The 19,804-nt window shown below is 43.8% G+C and carries 15 protein-coding genes; 10 read left to right on the top strand and 5 right to left on the bottom strand.

Features of this window, described 5'->3' with window-relative positions; translation table 11 throughout:
• Window positions 1-139 precede the first annotated feature (139 nt).
• The 4 genes from FKG96_RS21880 to FKG96_RS21865 all read left to right on the top strand — a co-directional run bounded on the left by FKG96_RS21880 (window position 140) and on the right by FKG96_RS21865 (window position 5,057).
• The gene (locus tag FKG96_RS21880; protein WP_130856679.1) at window positions 140-364 is read left to right on the top strand and encodes a hypothetical protein; all 225 of its coding nucleotides are present in this window, start codon (window positions 140-142) and stop codon (window positions 362-364) included.
• 59 nt (window positions 365-423) lie between these two features.
• On the top strand, window positions 424-2,748 hold the full coding sequence (locus FKG96_RS21875; protein WP_149106068.1) for a TonB-dependent receptor: 2,325 nt from the start codon (window positions 424-426) through the stop codon (window positions 2,746-2,748).
• A gap of 17 nt (window positions 2,749-2,765) precedes the next feature.
• Window positions 2,766-3,578: a DUF4249 domain-containing protein gene (locus tag FKG96_RS21870; RefSeq protein WP_149106067.1), complete on the top strand. Its 813-nt coding sequence runs from the start codon at window positions 2,766-2,768 to the stop codon at window positions 3,576-3,578.
• 978 nt (window positions 3,579-4,556) lie between these two features.
• On the top strand, window positions 4,557-5,057 hold the full coding sequence (locus FKG96_RS21865) for an N-acetyltransferase (protein WP_246860314.1): 501 nt from the start codon (window positions 4,557-4,559) through the stop codon (window positions 5,055-5,057).
• Between the two features lie 28 nt (window positions 5,058-5,085).
• Here FKG96_RS21865 and FKG96_RS21860 read toward each other — a convergent pair whose 3' ends face one another.
• From FKG96_RS21860 to FKG96_RS21840, 5 genes are all read right to left on the bottom strand, one after another.
• Window positions 5,086-6,174, bottom strand: a complete 1,089-nt coding sequence (locus FKG96_RS21860; RefSeq protein WP_149106065.1) for a serine hydrolase — start codon at window positions 6,172-6,174, stop codon at window positions 5,086-5,088.
• Window positions 6,175-7,067: 893 nt separating this feature from the next.
• Window positions 7,068-7,295, bottom strand: coding sequence for a type II toxin-antitoxin system RelE/ParE family toxin (locus FKG96_RS27280; RefSeq protein ID WP_207303773.1), 228 nt, complete (start codon window positions 7,293-7,295; stop codon window positions 7,068-7,070).
• On the bottom strand, window positions 7,289-7,504 hold the full coding sequence (locus tag FKG96_RS21850; protein WP_130856692.1) for a hypothetical protein: 216 nt from the start codon (window positions 7,502-7,504) through the stop codon (window positions 7,289-7,291). Before FKG96_RS21850 ends, FKG96_RS27280 begins: the two co-directional genes overlap by 7 nt.
• A 353-nt stretch (window positions 7,505-7,857) precedes the next feature.
• Window positions 7,858-8,706, bottom strand: coding sequence for a transporter (locus FKG96_RS21845; protein WP_168204585.1), 849 nt, complete (start codon window positions 8,704-8,706; stop codon window positions 7,858-7,860).
• A gap of 148 nt (window positions 8,707-8,854) precedes the next feature.
• Complete coding sequence (locus FKG96_RS21840; RefSeq protein ID WP_130856694.1) at window positions 8,855-10,147, bottom strand: sensor histidine kinase KdpD; 1,293 nt, start codon at window positions 10,145-10,147, stop codon at window positions 8,855-8,857.
• A gap of 215 nt (window positions 10,148-10,362) precedes the next feature.
• Between FKG96_RS21840 and FKG96_RS21835 the strand changes: the two genes are divergently transcribed.
• The 6 genes from FKG96_RS21835 (at window position 10,363) to FKG96_RS21810 (ending at window position 19,668) form a co-directional block, all read left to right on the top strand.
• On the top strand, window positions 10,363-11,400 hold the full coding sequence (locus FKG96_RS21835; protein WP_130856695.1) for a LacI family DNA-binding transcriptional regulator: 1,038 nt from the start codon (window positions 10,363-10,365) through the stop codon (window positions 11,398-11,400).
• A 142-nt stretch (window positions 11,401-11,542) separates the two neighbouring features.
• Window positions 11,543-14,659 carry a TonB-dependent receptor gene (locus FKG96_RS21830; RefSeq protein WP_149106063.1) on the top strand — a complete coding sequence of 1,039 codons (3,117 nt, stop codon included), beginning with the start codon at window positions 11,543-11,545 and terminating at the stop codon, window positions 14,657-14,659.
• A 96-nt stretch (window positions 14,660-14,755) separates the two neighbouring features.
• Complete coding sequence (locus FKG96_RS21825; RefSeq protein ID WP_130856697.1) at window positions 14,756-16,237, top strand: RagB/SusD family nutrient uptake outer membrane protein; 1,482 nt, start codon at window positions 14,756-14,758, stop codon at window positions 16,235-16,237.
• A gap of 38 nt (window positions 16,238-16,275) precedes the next feature.
• A complete protein-coding gene (locus FKG96_RS21820; protein WP_130856698.1) occupies window positions 16,276-17,433 on the top strand; it encodes a glycoside hydrolase family 130 protein in 1,158 nt (385 codons plus the stop codon).
• Between the two features lie 37 nt (window positions 17,434-17,470).
• Window positions 17,471-18,334: an ROK family protein gene (locus tag FKG96_RS21815; protein WP_149106062.1), complete on the top strand. Its 864-nt coding sequence runs from the start codon at window positions 17,471-17,473 to the stop codon at window positions 18,332-18,334.
• Between the two features lie 11 nt (window positions 18,335-18,345).
• Window positions 18,346-19,668, top strand: coding sequence for a sugar porter family MFS transporter (locus tag FKG96_RS21810; RefSeq protein WP_149106061.1), 1,323 nt, complete (start codon window positions 18,346-18,348; stop codon window positions 19,666-19,668).
• The last annotated feature ends 136 nt before the right edge of the window (window positions 19,669-19,804 follow it).

Here is a 19,804-nt window from a genome sequence, read left to right as displayed (position 1 = left end):
AATGAGACCAATAGCCGGATTTGGTATAAAAAACCATCCCCCTTTGTATAAAAAAACAGCCGGCCATGATACCGCCATATACATTTGTCCCACACTAATTCCGAGCAACAGGCGGGATTTTTCAAATAAAAAAGAGATTATGGATCAGGTGCTAATTTTTAAAACAGACGTTGATTGTATGGACGATGTAAATAGGCTAGCCGCTCTTTTAGAATCAACCGGTAAGGTTAGGCAATGGAGTTTTGATCTTACGGATTGCGACAGAGTCTTGCGGCTTGTCTCAACCGATCTGCATCCGCGAACAATTGAAAAATTATTACGAGCAGAAGGGATCTGCTGCGAAAACATGGCTTATGAATTATAACGAGTAACTACCCTCGGCTAATAGCAACGTATCACATTCACCGACATCAATTATATTTAATGAGTAGATCACTGTTTTTAATTATCCTGCTACTTCCAGGCTTAAGTAGCTATGCGCAAAAGAAATTCACGATCCATGGAACGATCAAAGATGCCAGCACGGGAGAGACCCTTATCGGGGCGTCCATAAGGGTGCAGGGCTTTAGTGCTTTAGGTACTACCACCAATAGCTATGGCTTTTATTCGCTCTCCCCCGCGGAAGGAGAACACACCTTGTTGTTTAGTTATATAGGCTATGAAACGGTTGTTGAAAAGGTTTCATTGCATGGCAATCAAACGTTGAACGTATCGCTTACACCGAGGGGTACATTAGAGGAAGTGGTTATCCGGGCAGATCGTTCAGATCATGATCAAATCCGATCGCCACAGATGGGGGTAGAGAAACTCAATATGGCACAGATCAATATGGTGCCCGTGGTAATGGGTGAGCGGGATATTTTAAAGACAGTCACGCTGATGCCCGGCATTAAATCGGGAGGAGAAGGGAACACGGGGTTCTACGTTCGGGGTGGTGCTGCCGACCAAAACCTTATTCTTCTGGATGAAGCGCCTGTCTATAACGCATCTCATTTACTGGGCTTTTTCTCTACCTTTAATTCGGACGCCATCAAAGACGTGAGTATTTATAAAGGTGGGATGCCCGCTGAATACGGAGGGCGCTTATCATCTGTGCTTGATGTAAAGATGAATGAGGGTAATAATAAAAGATTTACCGTTGAGGGTGGCCTGGGATTGATTGCTTCGCGTTTAAAGGTGGAAGGGCCGATTGTGAAAGATAAAGGATCTTTTATGATAAGCGGCCGCAGGACATACGTGGACCTATTTCTGAAGGCTTCTTCGGATTCTACGGTTAATAGCAGTACCTTATATTTTTATGATCTGAACGCCAAAGCCAATTATCATTTTGACGACAAGAACGCGCTCTATTTATCGGGGTATTTCGGTAAGGACGTATTGGGCGTGCAGGATATCTTCGGGACGGATTGGGGCAACAGCACGGCTACTATACGGTTTAATCACTTGTTCAGCAGTAAGCTGTTTTCTAATACTTCCCTGATTTACAGTAATTATCGGTACGCCGTTCAACAGTTTCAAAATGAGGAGGATGTTAAGATTACCTCGCGTATACGGGATTTTAATCTGAAACAGGATTTTCAGTACACACTAAATAGTAAACATGCCATCAAATTTGGCGCAAATGTAGTGCATCACAAAATATCGCCGGGTGATGTCCGTGCTAGCGCTAATTCCAGTTTTAATGATCTTCATGTTGAAGATCGGTACGGTTATGAGGCTGCAATTTACGCGAGCGACGAGTGGAAGCCAACTGATAAGCTTACATTGCTTTATGGGCTACGCTTGAATGGGATGTTTGTGATGGGCCCCGGAACGTTTAAAACATACAATCCGGATGGGACGGTCTCAACAACTACAGCAGTTGGCTCAGGCGATCTGGTGAAATCCTACCTTATGCTGGAGCCACGGTTTTCTGCTAGTTATCTGTTGAACGATCGGACTTCGGTTAAACTGTCCTATAATCGCAATACGCAAAATATACACTTGCTCAGCAACTCTACCAGTAGTACGCCTACTGATCTGTACGTAATGAGTAGTAATAATATTAAGCCGGAAATTGCCGATCAGCTATCAACCGGATATTTCCGGAATTTCAGCGATAATAATTACGAATTCTCTGCTGAAGTTTATTATAAATGGATGCAAAACCAGATTGACTATAAAGACGGTGCTGAACTGATGGTTAATCAGGATGCTGAATCACAGTTAACCTATGGTACGGGAAGGGCTTACGGCATGGAGTTATTTGTAAAAAAGAGACACGGCCGACTCAATGGCTGGATCGGTTATACCTTATCACGCACGGAAAGAAAGTTTGATGCAATAAACCAAGGTAATTATTACCCTGCACGGCAGGATAGAACGCATGATCTTTCAATCGTGGGAATTTACAAATTAAACGATCGTTGGACTTTCTCCGGTACGTTTATATACGGAACGGGCAATGCGGTTACTTATCCTACCGGCAAGTATAGCCTCGGCGATCGAACCAGGTTTTCTTATTCGGAACGCAATGGGTATCGCCTACCCGCTACGCACCGGCTGGATATAGGGGCTACGCTGGAAGGAAAAGAGCATAAGCGCTATCACTCGAGCTGGACTTTTAGTATTTACAACGTATATGGCTACCACAATCCTTATGCAATTACTTTTCGGGATAGCAAGACCAATCCAAATACTACTGAGGCGGTACGGACGAGTCTGTTTCCCATACCGATACCTTCTGTAACCTGGAACTTTAAATTTTAACATTTATACAAGCACGGATGAAAAATTCAATAAACTGCATCATTTATCTCCTTATCGTTTCTTTTCTAAGCTCCTGCGAAAGGGTGATTGAACTCGAGCTACGAGATGATATAGGACGCCTGGTGATAGAGGCTAACTTTCATGATCAACAGGGGGCGCAAACTGTTCGGCTTAGCACCAACGTTCGTTTCTCGGAACCAAATACCTATCCCCCTGTGACGGGAGCGCAAGTTAGTGTGGAAGACGACGCGGGTAACACTTATATATTTAAGGAGGGCCCCGCCGGTATATATACAACCGATACGGTGGCTGGTGTTTATGGAAGAACTTATTCGTTGAAGGTGCTTACGGGAGATACAACGTTTAGTGCCCGGTCAAAAATGCCTTCCCCGGTAAAATTGGATTCGATAACCGCCCGAAAGGATGAATTCGGAGAACATGAAAATGCGCGGATAATCAGTGTCCATTATCAGGATCCTGCGGGCGTTTCTAATCAATACCGGTTTGTCTTATACTTGAACGGCGTACTTGTTAAACGCGATTTTGTGAATGACGATCGGTTTAGCGACGGACGTTCTGTTGAATTGGATCTACCTTTAGGCGATGATGACGATGATTTAGAAGTACTTCCGGGCGACCGTGTTGAGGTGGAGATGCAATGTATCGATAAGCCAATTTACACCTATTGGTATTCATTGGCCTCGCAGCAGGGAAGCGATGGCCCGGGCGGAAGCGTAACCCCGGCAGACCCACCTACGAATATCACACCCACATCATTGGGATATTTTAGTGCACATACCACGGAAAGAAAAAGTATAACGGTGAAATAGTATTGATGGAGTTTGTTGGATATTGGTTGCTCGTTATTGGTTGTTAGTTATTAGTTATTAGTTATTAGTTATTCGTTATTGGTTGCTCGTTATTCGTTGTGAGGTTAGTTAATGAGCCGATTAGCCGATGTGATGATGAGCCAATTAGCCGATGAGCCAATTAGTTAATTGGTCAATTAGTCAATGGCGTTGAACCGTTGGATAGGGAAGTAGTTAAGTTGTTGAGAAGTTAAGTTGTTGAGTAGTTAAGTTGTTGAGTAGTTAAGTTGTTGAGAAGTTAAATAGTTGAGTAGGGAAGTGGTTGAGTTGTTGAGTTGCCTGTTGTGTGAAGGGGTAAATTTTTTAGCGAAAATTATGCAGCCTTGATCCTTTTGTTTCTTTTCCCATCAAGGGGAAAAGAAAATGAAAATTTTAATTAAAAAAAATAACAATGAAAATTAGAAGAAAAGCCGATACAAATGATGAGCGATGCCTGCCTGCCGGTAGGCAGGAATTTTTTGTTGCCGCCCTTTATAGCGGAAAGCTGACTGCTGATGGCTGAAAGCTGGAAATAGCCAATGAGCCAATGTGATGATGAGCATTTTATAAGTGATGAGTTATGAGTGTTGAATGATGAGTCTTTTTGTTGTCCCTTATAGCGGAAAGCTGACTACTGATGGCTGAAAGCTGGAAATAGCCAATGAGCTAATGTGATGATGAGCTAATGTCATGATGGGGCTGGTGATACCTAAAGCCTACAGCTTATAGCATACGGCCTTAAAAGCTCACACCTATTGATCGCTGACATCCGATAGCTAAACCATAGCAAGGGATAACAATAAAAACCTCAAAAGAAACAAACCGGGGAGAACGGTGTTTATTATTGGATAGACCAACGAGCTTGGAAATAAGAAATGGCCTATGGAGATCAAGATTGCTCAAATATCGGACGAAGCAGGTGCCTTCGCTGCATTGACTTTAGCTTTCAGCGCTGATCCGATGGCGCGCTGGTCTTTACCGGACCCCGCAAAATATTTAGCCGTATTTCCCGCCTTAGCCAAGGCCTTTGGCGGAAACTCATTTACTGAGGGGACAGCCTACCTGGCTAATGGCTTTGCCGGTGCTGCTTTGTGGCTGCGACCCGGTGCCCGATCTGATGAGAAAGCTTTAATGAAGCTGTTCGATGAAAATGTGGAAGGGGAGGTGAAAAAAGATATGCCGGGGATTTTTGAACAGATGGAGAAATTTCATCCAACCGAGCCGCACTGGTATTTGCCGATGATAGGTGTAGACCCGGCCTTTCAAGGGGCGGGAGTGGGCTCCGCATTGATGGCGGAGGCGCTCAAGACCGTCGACAGGGATGGATTGATCGCCTATCTTGAATCTTCGAACCCGAAGAATATACCACTATATGAGCAACATGGTTTTGAAGTTATTGGCGAAATCCAATCAGGCAATTCACCGGTTTTACGGCCCATGTTGCGTAGCGCGCGACGGTAATGTATAATAACCGGTTAATGTGTTCTGGCTAATGAATTAAGGTCTTTATAATCTCGTTTTGAAAGGTGTTGAGGCTGGTGGTATACATATTGGTAAGGAGTATAATCGTAATTTTCTCCTGTGGGATATACAGCAGCCGTGTTGTTGTTCCCCAAATGGAACCTTGCCGCTCATTCATAACAACTTCGCGATTATTGATCTGTAATTTTCGGATCCATAAACCGAAACCATAGGATTCTAAATAGGGTGTCAGCATCATCTTTAAACTGGAATTAGCAAGTAATCCACCGTTATATAACGCTTCTGAAAACAATAGAAGGTCTTCGGCGGTGGAGTACATCGCTCCGGCTGAATAGAAGTTTTCGATATAATAAAATGGATCGTTTTTTAGTTCTTTGGAGCTCTCATCTATGCTATAAACAGCGGCTAGATTTTCTGTTACTTGCTGATAGGAGCACATCCCCGAATGATGCATCTTCAAGGGCTGCAATAGTTGGGTTCTCAATACTTCTTCATAAGGCCTACCATAAATTGCCTCAATAATTTTGCCTAAGATCACATAATCTGCATTATTGTAACTATAATGTTTGCCGGGTTCATTTTCCATTTTGCCACTACAATATCGCTGTAAAATTTCGTCGGTGGTGTACTTCTTCAAAAACATGGAAGGTACTTCATTCGGGTTTTCGCCGGCCTCGCTGTTTTCTATACCGGAGGTGGCGGTTAAAAGGTGAAAAATGCTTGCCTTATCGCCGGCTGCTCCGGTGTAATTGGGTAAATACGTTTTTATCGTAGCATGTAGGTCCAATTTACCTGCTTCGTATAATTGCATAATCAGAACAGCTGTGAACAGCTTGGTAATGGAAGCAATCTTATACTTCGTATCCGGTTGATTGGGTACGTCAAATTGGAAATTGGCCGTTCCAAAACTCTTCAGGTATGTTTTGTTTGCCTGTTTTACTAAAATGGTTCCATTGTAATGGTTCGCTTTTGCATATTTATCGATAAACTTTTCGGTATGCTTCCACTGGCCTAATGAGTCAGTTGTCAGAAGCAGGAAATAAGCAATCCATATAAAAGTTCTCACTGTATTAAAAATAGATAGCGTGTTTAACATAATTTGTGTTGTTTGCTAAACGCACACGAATTAAATGCCATAATTATAATTAGTTGTTTTTGAGTGTCTTGATTGTGTTTTTGCTCCTTTTCATTGCACGTTTTCGAACAGCAAATGTTCGCTTTTGGTCTTCGTTATTTTGAGTTGTTGACTAGCCGGTTAGCCAATTAGCCAATTAGCCGATTAGTTAATTGGTCAATTAGTCAATGGCGTTGAACCGTTGGATAGGGAAGTGGTTGAGTTGTTGAGTAGTTAAGTTGTTGAGAAGTTAAATAGTTGAGTAGGGAAGCGGTTGAGTTGTTGAGTTGCCTGTTGTGTGTTGCGCGTGATGAAATCACACGGGGCTCTCGCGTGTAGGACAAAACGGCCTCATAAGATGAGCGTTAAGAAAAATTTGCATAGTGAGGAAAAGAAACAGTGTGAAGAAGTGAGGGACGAACGGCTCCGCGCTGTTGTGTGAAGGGGCAAATTTTTTAGCGAAAATTATGCAGCCTTGATCCTTTTGTTTCTTTTCCCATCAAGGGGAAAAGAAAATGAAAATTTTAATTAAAAAAAATAACCATAAAATTAATAGAAGAAAAGCCGACACAAATGATGAGCGATGCCTGCCTGCCGGTAGGCAGGAATTTTTTTGTTGCCGCCCCTTATAGCGGAAAGCTGACTGCTGATGGCTGAAAGCTGAAATAATTAGCCAATTTGATGATGAGCCATGTGATGCACAAGCCTTACACCCTAAAGCTTATAGCTTACGGCCTTACCAGTAGCTATATTCGTTAGTGCCTACAGGTTAGAGCCTATCGCTTACTGCTTTATAAGTAGCGGTGAAAGTGCTTAATACAACTTTGGATTTCTTTTTGTATGTCTTAACCTTATGATTCTAATTTCGTCAGGCATTACCCGGTATGAAACGCGTAAATGATACTTTTCGAAGGCTCTCCAAGATCCATCATTATCGGTTTTGTACTTATCGAGAGGAAACTTTTTGGATGTAATGGCAGTGCTAGCGTCAGATCGATAATCGTATCCCTGACTTTTTCAGCATTCTGCAATGAATCTAAAGAAATTTTTTTAAAAACCTTCTTTAGTTCTTCCTGGGCTTGTTTGCTCCAAATAACTACCATTTGGCTGCTTGATCTTTTAGATCTTTCGCAGAAATAAATTCACCACGTTCTATTTCATTATTTCCATTTTCAAGGTCTTCATTATATTCTGCTAAAGTCTGAGCTCCTTCGCTTGTTTGAAATCTTATACCCATTAATTTTAGAGTGCTTAAAAGCCATTCTCTTTTGGAAGCATCCTTAATTTTATCTATATCTATTATCAGTTCCATTTGTGTAATCCCTCTAAAACAAAAATACACTTTCCTGATCGTTTTTTCAAGCGTATAAAAATTTGCTCAGCATGAGAAGGGCTAGTGCGACTGAAAGCCGACGCAAATAAGTTATGCCTGCCTGCCGGTAGGCAGGAGTTATGAGTGTTGAGTGATGAATTTTTTTGTTACCCCCGTTATAGCCGAAAGCTGACTGCTGATGGCTGAAAGCTGAAATAATTAGCCAATTTGATAATGGCTGGTGCTGCCTAAAGCCTAGAGCTTATAGCATAAACCTTATTAGCGGTAACACCAAGTAAAGCCGAAAGCTGATATCCGAAAGCTGAAAAACTAACCCCTAAGGGCCATCCAAATCATATCTCGACAAGCAGTCCAAAGAAGTACGTTTTGCTTGCCTGAGTCTGTAGGCCATAATACAATCCACCGTCAACCATGATTTTTTTCGATATTTCATATTGTAGGGCCATATCAATAAAATTACGCCATTCATGCCCTTTGAAATCATAGGTATAATAGGTTTCCAAAAATCCTTTGAGATTTTTGAACACCTTATGACTGATAACGGCTGATTGTAAAAACTCCGTATGCATACCATTGCCAACGTCATCCTTCAAGCGATCGCCTTCTACCTGTAGACCGAGTTTCCACTCACCCGGCAGCTTTAATTCTAACGGGATAATAATTCCCCCTTCATATTCTTTATTGTCTGAATAGTTGTTTGTGGGTAGTTTAACATAGGCCATGCATCCGAAAGCGATATTTTCGTGATCGTTCCCATAGAGATTTTGCTTTAACCGCAAGATCACATCACCAAAGCCACTCTTCGACTGGACGTTTCCTGAAGAGATGGAGCGACTGCGTTGGCGGCCATAACTTTGTACCTTGATCTGAAAATCCATCGTATTCGTTAAGCCAAATTTCAAATTTGCCTGGTGCAAAAGATAAGTGGATTGAATGGCTTCATCGGTTCGCTGACGTTCATAGTTGAACAGATCCGCTTCGTACATGAAGTGTCCTGCATCTATGGTATAAGGCGATTCGGTTTCATCTGGACGGTCTGCCCCGATTTCGTCTCTTAAGAGCGATTCGGGTGTCGGATTGAAAATAGAAAATTGGTTTTTGAGCTTAGCGGTGTCTTGCTGAGCCGAAGCGCTGATTACAAAAAATATTGCCGGTAATAGTATGATGAAGCGTTTTTTCACAAGGAAATGCATAAGTTTCTTCCTAAAACACTTAAGTTGACTAAAGGTTTTACAGATATTGGTACGGCATAGCTGATTCTTTCCCCCGAATTTTTTGCGGGCCTTTTCAATCTGTTTGGATATACCGAAAGATGAAGACGCTTATCGACTAGGACAGGGGAAGTCGTACTACAAAGGTGGTTCCTCCCAATGCGTTTGTGTTACAATGAATGGAGCCTCCTAACGCCTCGGTATATTGTTTGCACATCATCAGGCCCAAACCACTATTGATTCGATACGTGTCTGCAGAATTTTCAAAGGATTTGGATATCTTTTCAGCGACCGATTGACTCTCTCCCGATCCGCTATCGGCGACGGAGATAAGGGCGGTTTTACCTTCTTTACGCGTTTTTAGATGGATTTCTCCGCCTTCTTTAGTGAATTTTATGGCGTTATCAATTAAGTTTCGGATGATAAGCTGTGTGATCGCTTCGTTGCTTATAATATGCAATGGAGAACTACTATTTAGCACAAGCTTTATTCGCTTGTGCTGGGCGAGATGTGTGTATAGTTCTGAACTATGTCGTAAACTTTTGGTGAGATCAACGGTAGATAGCTGCATTTGATCTACATGGTAGTAATCTTTAGACCAATGCAATACACTGTTCAGTAGCTGCTGTGTGCGATTTGTTAAATCGAGAAGATGTTGTTCGATTATTTCTTTCTCTTCTGTTGTCAAACTCTCATAAAAAAGACGATCAAGGTAGGATTGTATGCCCGAGATCGGTGAGCGTAAATCGTGTGAAAGAATTGATATCAAGCGAATTTTTTCATCGTTGAGTAAGCCGAGAAGCTTGGATTGTTTTTCTACAGTTTTGCGTTCAACTGTGTAATGAAAAACGAAGGTTATTACACCGGCCGCAACCAATAACGACACAACAAGATAAGTAATAAGATTGTCTAAAAAATAAATTGAGCGGCTCGTATAGGTGCTTTTTATACTATCGGGAAAATTAAATTCGATTATTAGCAAGAGAATTATTAAGGTATTATGAAGAATAGTCCAGAAAATGTATTGATGCTTAGGCGATATCATCATGGTTGCCAGATAAATACCTAGTAAAAGAAAGAGGGTAGGGCCAGCGACACCTGCGTTATAGAAATAATTGATGGCCAATAGCAAATTAAGGCAGACGGCCATGATCACAAAAGTCTCTAAGTATCGATTCTTGATGGTTGATTGATAATAGGCTGCGCCAAGAAGTACTGCGGCGACGAGTGAAATTAACGCAGAATAGTAGAGGCCGGATAAACTGTTAAATATAAGTGTGCCCAATACCAGAACAAAGCCGATGAAAGTAAAGGCGTTAAATAGACGATGTTGTAAAGTAAATTGCTTTGGGTTACCAACGATCTTGGATAAAAGATGTTGAAGATTCAAGGCAGTGAAGGTATGTATCATCTGTTGATCGTATTGGAGAAGGTGTTGCAACAAATGTAGATAAATATGTACTGAAATACAATGAATATGAAAATAGTAGCACAAACCTTATGCCTTAAAACCTACAGCCTATTGCTCACTGCCTCCAGCTAAAAATGACTGTGTCGCTTGTAAATATCTCCAAAAATTGAGACATTCGCTCAAGCCTTTCTCAATTAGGGCGTATATAATGCGATATGGCGGAGAAGAAACCCTCGATTAATGACATAGCAAAACATCTTAAAGTTGCCAAATCTACGGTATCTTTTATCATCAATGGGAAAGCGGAAGCTCATAGGATAAGTAAAGAACAGGAGCAGCGGGTGCTTAACTATGTCAAAGAAATCGGTTTTAAACCCAATTATATGGCGCAAAGCCTCGCAACAGGTAGATCGAACAGCATAGGTCTGATTGTGGAAAATATTGGGGACTCTTTCTTTGGGCCGATTGCGCTAATGATTGAGAAGCAGGCGAAAAAAAGTGGTTACCGGATCATTTATAGTAGTACGCTGGGCGATACCCAAGCCGCACTTTCGGTGTTGGATTTGTTTCGTGATACGAAGGTAGATGGTTTTATCGTTGCACCTCCTTTACATATAGAAGAACAGATCAAGACAATCATAGACGATGGTGTACCGGTGGTAATTTTCGATCGGATGCTGGAAGGAGTGGAAACGGATTACGTGGGGACGAATAACCGGGAAATGGTGGTGGAGGCCTGTGAGCATCTCCTGAAGCAGGGCTTCCAACATATTGCTTTTGTTTCGCTGGCCTCTTCTCAAAGCCAGATGAAAGAAAGACTGGATGGCTACCTTAGCTGTGTCGGCACTTGCGGCCAATCGCCTATCGTGCTGGAAATGGATTATAATGACGAAGGAGACAGTCGGAAAAAAGAGATTATTAAATTTCTTCAATCACATCCACAGATAGATGCGATTGTTTTTGCAACGAATTATTTATGTATCAGTGGGCTGGAGGCTATCCGTGAACTGGGCTTGAAGATACCGGAACAAATTGGTATCGTTGTATTCGATGAACACGACCTCTTCCGGCTGTTTACACCTTCCATTACTTCGATTGTACAACCCCTGGAGCAGTTAAGCGCTGCTATTTTTGACAACTTATTGAAGCGGATCAACGGCAAATCTTCCACGCACGGACCGAACGTACAAGTAATCCCCTCGAAATTGATTATTCGCGAATCGAGCATTAAACCAAAAAAACTTCGAAAATAACCTTGCTAAACTGGTTTTTTTAATTTAGTTTTGAAACGTCTTTCGGACTAACCTTTTTTTTAGCCAATCAGAAAAACCGGTTTTCCTAGACTTTACGATTTATTGCTAATAAATTATGAATTAACACCTAACTAATTGTATCATGAACAGTAAAAACTTATGGGTTAAACTATGCCTGGCTGCGCTTCCGTGTGTACTGCACCCGGCGCTTTCAACCGCCGCTGAGGGGAAGGGCGAGCTTGTTAGCGCAATCGGACAGCAGCAGCGCATTAGTGGAAAAGTGCTGGATGCTGCCGGTCAACCACTGCCAGGGGCAACCGTCCGCATAAAGGGCGGAACGGCCGTAACATCTACCGATGTGAACGGACAATTCACCTTGCCGGCTGAAAATGGACAGCAAATCTCCGTGTCCTTTACGGGTTACTTATCCACCGAAATAACGGTTACCGGCAACGGCAATTTGGTGATTACCTTAAAGGAGGATGCTGCTGCCCTGGATGAGGTAGTGGTGGTAGGTTATTCTTCTCAGCGGAGATCTTCGGTTACCGGAGCTGTAGCTTCAGTTAATATGACGGACGTTGAGTCGAGACGGGTGCCTAATGTGGCGCAGTCGCTACAGGGCCAGGTGGCCGGTGTGCAAATTACGCAAAGCAGTGGTGCCCCGGGGGACGGCATCAATGTGAGAATCCGTGGCGAAGGTACCATTGGCAATAATAACCCGCTTTATGTGGTAGATGGTGTACCGTCTAGGGATATAACTTTTCTGAATCCTTCTGATATTGAGTCGATGTCTGTACTAAAAGACGCTTCGGCTGCCGCAATCTATGGTTCGCGGGCGTCAGCGGGTGTGGTGGTGATTACCACCAAACAGGGCAAGATCGGGCAAAGTTCTATTAATATAAATTACTTTGGCGGGCTGCAACAGGCGACCAATCTGCCTAAGTTGCTGAACACGCAGCAATACCTGAATGTGCTTGAAAAAGCATGGAACAATTCGGGGATTGCAGGCACGAACCCCTATACAGCAGATAAATCGCGTACCGATCTCGCCAATACGGATTGGTTGGACGAGCTGTTTGAAACGGGTAAGACGAATAGTGTCGAGCTATCGGCCAGCGGCGGAACGGAAAAAACGCAGTACTTGATTTCGGGTGGTTATTATCGGCAGAATGGTATTGTCATTTTCGATAACGATAAATACGAGCGGATTAACTTTAGGGTAAATGTTAACAGTGCATTGTCAGACCGATTCAAAATTGGTACGAACATGCAGATGACCTATTCGAAGCGAGATCAGATATCGGCAAAAGGTGATGCGCCGGGCATTATAAGGCACGCTTTATTAAGACCTCCGCTATTGAGCGTGTATAAAGATCCATCTGATCCAACCTGGTCTGCCACTGATCCCTTTACCGATTTGCCGTTTTACAGAAATAACCAAGTGAATACGGGCTATGAGAGCAATAAATATGAATATACCCGCAACCCGGTAGCGGCAGCTTATTTTACCGATAATGTGTTCTCACGGATCAAGACCTTCGGCAACGTGTTTGGCGAGTATGCGTTGCTTGCGGATAAATCATTAAAGTTCCGAACAAATGTGGGGATCGACCTCAATGTAAACCATACCAAAGCCTTTTTTGAAAATTATGGTGACGATGATGGGAGCGCGGGCCCTAATGACCTTGGTAAGGGACGGATTAATCGGCCAGAGGGTTTAAATGAAGATCGTGGAACTGATTTCACCTTGACCTGGAATAATGTGCTTTCTTATGATAAAACATTTGGATCGCATCATATCAGCGCGCTGGCGGGAACGGAATATATTAAGAATAATGGAGCTTCAATCAATGGGTCTCGTCGGCGTTACGATTATACCTTACCAACTTTCCGCTACCTGGATTATGGTAGTACGTTGCTCGATGTATGGAACGGCGGATCGGGATCAGAATATGCGCTGTTCAGTATCTTCGGATCGGCAAGTTATGAGTATGAGGGTAAATATATGGTGACAGCGAATCTACGGGCGGACGAATCTTCGCGTTTCGGTGAAAACCATCGCTGGGGTTATTTTCCGTCGGTTTCTGCTGGATGGACGGTCAGCAAAGAACAGTTTATGCAAAACGTGAAGTGGATTAGCGATCTTCGTCTGCGCGCGAGTACCGGTACGCTGGGAAATCAGGAGATTGATAATTATGCGTATCTGACCTTGATGAAACGGGTGGGTGAGAACTACCTGATTGATCGTTACGGAAATCCCGATCTGAAATGGGAAACCACTGTACAGCATAATATCGGTTTGGATGCGTCGTTCTTTGGAGATCATGTTTCTTTCTCGGCCGACTATTTTATAAAGGATACACGCGACATCCTCTTGCCAATTTCGCTTCCCAGTTTGGTGGGGAACGTGCAACCTACCATCGTTAATGCAGGACAGGTAAAGAACAAAGGGTTTGAGTTTTCACTGGGATACCGGAATAGTACGGCCGGTGGTTTCCGCTATGGATTGAACGCAAACCTCGCAACCCTATCGAATGAAGTGGTGAAGTTACATCCGAATGTACCTTATATCAGTGGTACGGCAACGCGTACGCAGGTAGGTAATCCTTTGAATGCCTATTTCGGCTATGTGGTGGAGGGAATTTATCAAAACCAGGCGGAAGTGAACAGTCATTTGTCCGGTGTTTCGAATCCGACGCAAAAACCGGGCGATATCCGTTTTAAAGATCTAAACGGTGATGGCATGATCAATGATCAGGATCGTGATTTTATGGGAAACCCTATTCCTAAATTAACCTACGGACTTAACCTTACTGCTGCGTACAAGGGCTTTGACCTGGCCGTGCTGATACAAGGTGTGCAGGGTGTTGATCGCTATAACGACGGTAGAAAGATACTGGATTTTGATACGCGACCGTTCAACTACACGACAGATGTGCTTGGCGCCTGGGATGGTGAAGGAAGTAGTAACACCATTCCGAGGGTGACTTTCAATGACAACGGCAGCAGCCGGGTTTCGAGCATCATCCTGGAGGATGCATCGTATGCACGATTGAAAAACGTAGAGCTTGGTTATTCTTTTGGATCGCTGATCAAAGATACAAAGGTGCTGAAAAATATGCGCGTGTATGTTTCGGGGCAAAACCTGTTGACCTGGACAGATTATAAGGGGCTGGATCCGGAATCGACCGATCTGATCGATATGGGAACATACCCATCTTCCAGAACCTTTTTGTTCGGTATCAATGTAACTTTTTAACCTTAAATACAAGTAACTGAAAGCCTGTCTTGGTGGTTCCTAACATAACAAATAGTGTGTGATGCGCAACTTTCGTTACTTCAAAAAATAATAGCAATGAAAACATATATTTATAGCAGTTTGCTGGGCTTGGGCTTAATGCTCGCGGCCTGTAATATGGAAAAAGACCCGATCGGTCTGCTTACGCCGGATCAGATCAGCGACAGTCCGTCGGAGGCAACGTTGACCTCGGCCGTCAATAGTACGTACGAACCGCTCCGTAATACAACGGGCTTTCTGGGTGATGGTAGTTGGACGCGCGGGCTGTTTATTCGTCCTGATTTTGTGATGGAGGATATTGCCGGAGGTGATATGAATAAAAAATGGGTGTCTGACGGTGATCAGGCCTGGATGGATGAGGTGGGGCGCTTTTCGTTCACGGCGGATAACCCCGCGTTTAATGGCCTCTGGACTTATGCTTTTGAGGGCGTGTCGAGAGCTAATCTGGCAATCGATAAACTGGGTAATCCGGAAACGGTGCAGCAGGCCGGTGTTTCGCAGGATCTGGCGAGACGTATGTTGGGAGAGGTGCTTTTCCTTCGTGCTTATTATTATTTCGAGCTGGTGACCAATTTCGGAGATGTGCCGCTTTTGACAAAACCGCTGACCGACTTCGACGAAGCTTATGAAGTGGCGGTACGGGTACCGAAAGAACAGATCTGGCAACAGATAAATGCTGATCTACAACAGGCAGCGCAATTGATTCCGGATACGAGACGCGCTGCTGAAAATGAGCCTTGGCGTGTTTCGTGGGGTGCCGTATTGGCTCTTGAGGCCAAGGTAGCTTTATTCAACGAACAATGGCAAGAAGTGTTGACTAAGATCGATAGGTTGCAGCAGAAGGGGTATTTCAACCTGAATAGCAATTATTTCGATAGCTTTAGCAATAGTAAAAAGTTTAACGACCGGGAAGTGATTTTTGCGTATAACCACACGCAAGGGACGTTGCCAAAAAATGGTAATGGCATTGGTTCGCTCTTGGGTTGGGGTTTTCTTGCGCCTACGGATGACTTTGTCGCCTCGTTTGAACCGAACGACCCGCGTTTGGATTATACGGTTAATGTAGCGGATCGCTTAGTGTATAAATTAATGGGGGAACTGAATGCTGCTAATCGCGGAAATGGCGACTCGCCAACCAACAAAATTCTGATACGTTGGGCAGATGTTCTTCTCTGGAAGGCGGAAGCCTATCTGGAAACAGGCGATTATCAGCAGGCTATTCGTCTGATAAATGAGGTACGTGCCCGTGCTCGGAACACCTCTACGGTTACGGGCGGAACAGCACCAAGTGGAACACTACCGGACCGCAATTTACAGGTGACAGATCCGGCCATAATCAAAGCTTGGCTTATGCAGGAAAGGAGAGCGGAGTTAGGTTTTGAACATCATCGCTTTAGCGACTTGAGACGATGGGGAGTGGCCGAACAAGTGCTGAAGGCTATGGGTAAGAATTTTAATCCCAATCATTATCTGTATCCGGTGCCGCAGCGGGAGATCGATTTGTCGGGTGGTACGATTACGCAGAACAGTGGATATTAACTTTTCAACGAAAATGATTTATTAATTAAAGTACGAATATGAAGAAGCGATTTTTGCCAGTGATAATGGCAATGGGAATATGCGTTGCCGGAGTTCTTCCTTCACAGGCGCAGCATAAAACAAATAAACTACCTGATTGGGCCTTCGGCGGTTTTGTCCGCCCGGCTGGTGTAAACCCGGTTATTTCTCCGCGCGAAAATACCACGTTTCTTGACCCGATGAGTAGGAAGGATGTTGCTTGGGAATCTAATGATACGTTTAACCCGGCAGCGGCCGTAAAGGATGGTGAAGTTGTTGTCCTGTACCGTGCCGAAGATAAGTTCGGTGTGAAAATAGGCCATCGTACCTCGCGTCTGGGGTATGCAGTTAGTAAAGATGGTCTTTCTTTTACGAGAAAGGATAAGCCCGTTTTTTATCCGGCGAATGATGGACAGAAAGATTTCGAATGGCCGGGGGGAACTGAAGATCCGCGAGTGGCTGTTACGGAGGATGGTACTTACGTGATGTTTTATACCCAATGGAACAGAAAAATCGCGCGATTGGGCGTGGCTACTTCGAAGGATTTAGTGCATTGGGAAAAGCATGGGCAAATTTTTGCGAAAGCGAAAAACGCGGCGCTGATTGTGGATAAATTCCATAAATCAGCCTCCATTGTGACAACGGTGAAAAATGATAAGCAGGTAATTACCAAAGTGAATGGCAAGTACTGGATGTATTGGGGCGAAAATGGAGTTTTCGGAGCGACATCGGATAATTTGATAGACTGGGAACCTGTTGTGGATGGGAACGGGGCCCTGAAGGCGTTCATTTCGCCGAGAGCAGGGTACTTCGATAGCGATTTAACGGAATGTGGCCCGCCTGCGGTGTTAACAGAAAAGGGTATTTTGCTATTATACAATGGAAAAAATAATCCGGAACGTGGGGATAAGCGTTTTAACCGGGGAACTTACAGTGCAGGCCAGGTGCTTTTTGATCGGAATGATCCGACAAAGGTCATCGGCCGATTGGATGTGCCGTTCTTGAGGCCAATGGAACCGTTTGAGAAGAGTGGGCAATATAGAGATGGAACGGTGTTTATTGAAGGGTTGGTTTATTTCGGGAAAAAATGGTATCTGTATTACGGTTGCGCGGATTCAAAAGTAGGGGTTGCCGTTTATGATCCGGCCAATCCGGCACAGCCCGACCCGTTGCCTTGATATACGTTTAAAAGGTGAAAAATTATTTTAATTCTATATGCAAACAACTGTCCTTAGTGCAGACGTAGGAGGCTCGCATATTACTGCGGCCGTCATTCATCCGGTAACGCAATCGATAGTCGATGATACATTAATCCGCAAAAAAATTGATGCGCATGCTTCGGCCTCCACTATTCTGGAGGCCTGGACTTGTGCCTTGATTGAGGCGCAAGAGGCCTCTGGCAAGCAATGTACAGACCTAGCGGTGTCTATGCCCGGTCCTTTCGACTACGAAAACGGAATCTCATTGATCAAAGGCATGAATAAATATGAGGCGCTGTATGGCTTTAACGTGAAAGAGGTCTTTGCTAAACGAGTGAAACTACCGCCCAGTCGCGTCCGCTTTTTGAATGATGCGGAAGCTTTTCTCCGTGGCGAGATCATAGGCAGTAACTTGGCGGAGAAAAGCCAGGTTCTGGGGTTGACAATGGGAACTGGCCTGGGAACCGCATTTTTCAACTCAGGAGTAGTAAAAGATCTGAATCTCGGTTCCTCCCGCTTTCTGGATGGGATAGCGGAAGATTATATATCAACCCGTGGCTTATTAACTTATTATCGCTCTTTAGGCGGTGCCGGAATTGATGATGTCAAATCATTGGCTGAAGTGATTTCCGGAGATCGTAAGGCAAAAGAGACAATGGCCCAATTGGCCCATTGGTTGGCCGATTTCCTTTTAATTCATTTGACAGCACTAAAGCCCGATGCGGTGATTATAGGCGGGAATATCAGTAAAGCTTACCACTTATTTCTGCCGGAGGTTGTTGAAAGGCTTGCTGCACAAAAAATTCTTGTTCCGATAAAAGTAGCGATGATGGGAGAGCAGGCTGCTCTTCTCGGCGCTGCTTCATTGATTAATAGTTAAACATAGCATAAATGAACGCTATTTCCAAATATGGCTTTGCCATTCGATGCTCACTCATTGCATCTTTAGGAGGTTTTCTTTTTGGTTTTGAAACAGCCGTTATTTCCGGCGCGGAAAAAAACATACAGCAACTCTGGACACTTAATTCGTTTTGGCAGGGATTCACCGTATCTGCCAGTTTGATTGGAACGGTTATAGGCGCGATGGTGGCCAGTATACCGGCGCAGCAATTTGGACGTAAAAAAGTATTGATCGTGGTTGCCCTTGCTTATTTATGTTCAGCCGTGGGATGTGCTTTATCGTACACCTGGTTATTGTTCATCTTATTCCGATTCATCGGTGGGCTGGCCGTTGGTGTATCTTCCGTTGTTGGGCCTATTTATATTTCGGAAATTGCTCCTGCTGAGCGCCGGGGTCGGTTGACAGCCTCTTTTCAGTTTATGATTGTGCTGGGAATATTTATTGCCTATCTGACAAATTTTCTTTTTGTGGGACTGGGCGATGAAGCTTGGCGCTGGATGTTGGGTATTATGGTGGTGCCTTCGGTACTCTTTTTTTGCCTTCTGCAGCTTGTTCCGGAGAGCCCACGGTGGTTGGCTATCAATAGTTATAACGATAAGGCGCATGCTGTCTTTCGTAAATTGGGAGAGGAGGAAGCTATGAACAGCGTATTACAGGCTGATCAAGTGGGTAAAGGAGCGCACGACCGTTTATTTCAAAAGAAATATCTGAAGCCCATTTTGTATGCTGTTATATTGGCGATGTTTAACCAGTTAAGTGGTATCAATGCCATTCTCTATTATGCTCCTCGCATTTTTGAATTGGCGGGTTTTGATCAAAAGTTGGCTTATCTGCAGCCGGTATTTATAGGAGGCGCTAATTTATTGTTTACCTGCCTGGCGATGTTCTTCATCGATAAGTTTGGTCGAAAACGACTGCTGTTGATCGGTAGTTTAGGAATGTTTGTGTTTTTGGGCTTGGTTGCCCATGCTTTTAGTCAGGGTATCGCAGCCGCTTCTTCGGTGCTAATTTATTTGATCGGTTTTATTGCATTCTTTGCCTTTTCGCAAGGCGCGGTAATCTGGGTTTTTATCTCGGAGATATTCCCGAATAGCGTTCGCTCTCAGGGTAGCTCGCTCGGTAGTTTCACCCATTGGATCATGGCTGCCGTCATTTCTTGGCTCTTTCCGATTATCGCCGAAGGTAGTCCTAATGGCGGTTATTATTCTTTTATCTTTTACAGTCTGATGATGGCTGTTTCTTTTTTCTTCATTTGGAGATTTATGCCGGAAACTAAAGGGAAATCACTGGAGGAAATTCAAGAAGCCTTGTAGTTCCGTATTGGTTATTCGTTATTCGTTATTGGTTGTTGGTTATTGGTTATTCGTTATTGGTTGTTCGTTATTGGTTGTTCGTGTAGCGGAGTGATGCGGGATTATTGAAGCGACAGAAGCAGTGGCAGGAGCACCA

Origin of the sequence: Olivibacter sp. LS-1, assembly GCF_008245145.1 — a bacterium.
GTDB lineage: Bacteria > Bacteroidota > Bacteroidia > Sphingobacteriales > Sphingobacteriaceae > Olivibacter > Olivibacter oleidegradans.
The sequence above is the reverse complement of the archived record's forward strand: the minus strand, read 5'-3'. Positions and strand labels throughout refer to the sequence as shown.

Excerpts from the sequence above, each read along its gene's own strand:
- FKG96_RS21820 (WP_130856698.1), top strand. The coding sequence starts at position 16,276 with ATGAAGAAGCGATTTTTGCCAGTGATAATGGCAATGGGAATATGCGTT.
- FKG96_RS21870 (WP_149106067.1), top strand. The coding sequence starts at position 2,766 with ATGAAAAATTCAATAAACTGCATCATTTATCTCCTTATCGTTTCTTTT.
- FKG96_RS21835 (WP_130856695.1), top strand. The coding sequence starts at position 10,363 with ATGGCGGAGAAGAAACCCTCGATTAATGACATAGCAAAACATCTTAAA.
- FKG96_RS21875 (WP_149106068.1), top strand. The coding sequence starts at position 424 with ATGAGTAGATCACTGTTTTTAATTATCCTGCTACTTCCAGGCTTAAGT.
- FKG96_RS21830 (WP_149106063.1), top strand. The coding sequence starts at position 11,543 with ATGAACAGTAAAAACTTATGGGTTAAACTATGCCTGGCTGCGCTTCCG.
- FKG96_RS21815 (WP_149106062.1), top strand. The coding sequence starts at position 17,471 with ATGCAAACAACTGTCCTTAGTGCAGACGTAGGAGGCTCGCATATTACT.
- FKG96_RS21810 (WP_149106061.1), top strand. The coding sequence starts at position 18,346 with ATGAACGCTATTTCCAAATATGGCTTTGCCATTCGATGCTCACTCATT.
- FKG96_RS21840 (WP_130856694.1), bottom strand. The coding sequence starts at position 10,147 with ATGATACATACCTTCACTGCCTTGAATCTTCAACATCTTTTATCCAAG.
- FKG96_RS21860 (WP_149106065.1), bottom strand. The coding sequence starts at position 6,174 with ATGTTAAACACGCTATCTATTTTTAATACAGTGAGAACTTTTATATGG.
- FKG96_RS21825 (WP_130856697.1), top strand. The coding sequence starts at position 14,756 with ATGAAAACATATATTTATAGCAGTTTGCTGGGCTTGGGCTTAATGCTC.
- FKG96_RS21865 (WP_246860314.1), top strand. The coding sequence starts at position 4,557 with ATGGCGCGCTGGTCTTTACCGGACCCCGCAAAATATTTAGCCGTATTT.
- FKG96_RS27280 (WP_207303773.1), bottom strand. The coding sequence starts at position 7,295 with ATGGTAGTTATTTGGAGCAAACAAGCCCAGGAAGAACTAAAGAAGGTT.
- FKG96_RS21850 (WP_130856692.1), bottom strand. The coding sequence starts at position 7,504 with ATGGAACTGATAATAGATATAGATAAAATTAAGGATGCTTCCAAAAGA.
- FKG96_RS21880 (WP_130856679.1), top strand. The coding sequence starts at position 140 with ATGGATCAGGTGCTAATTTTTAAAACAGACGTTGATTGTATGGACGAT.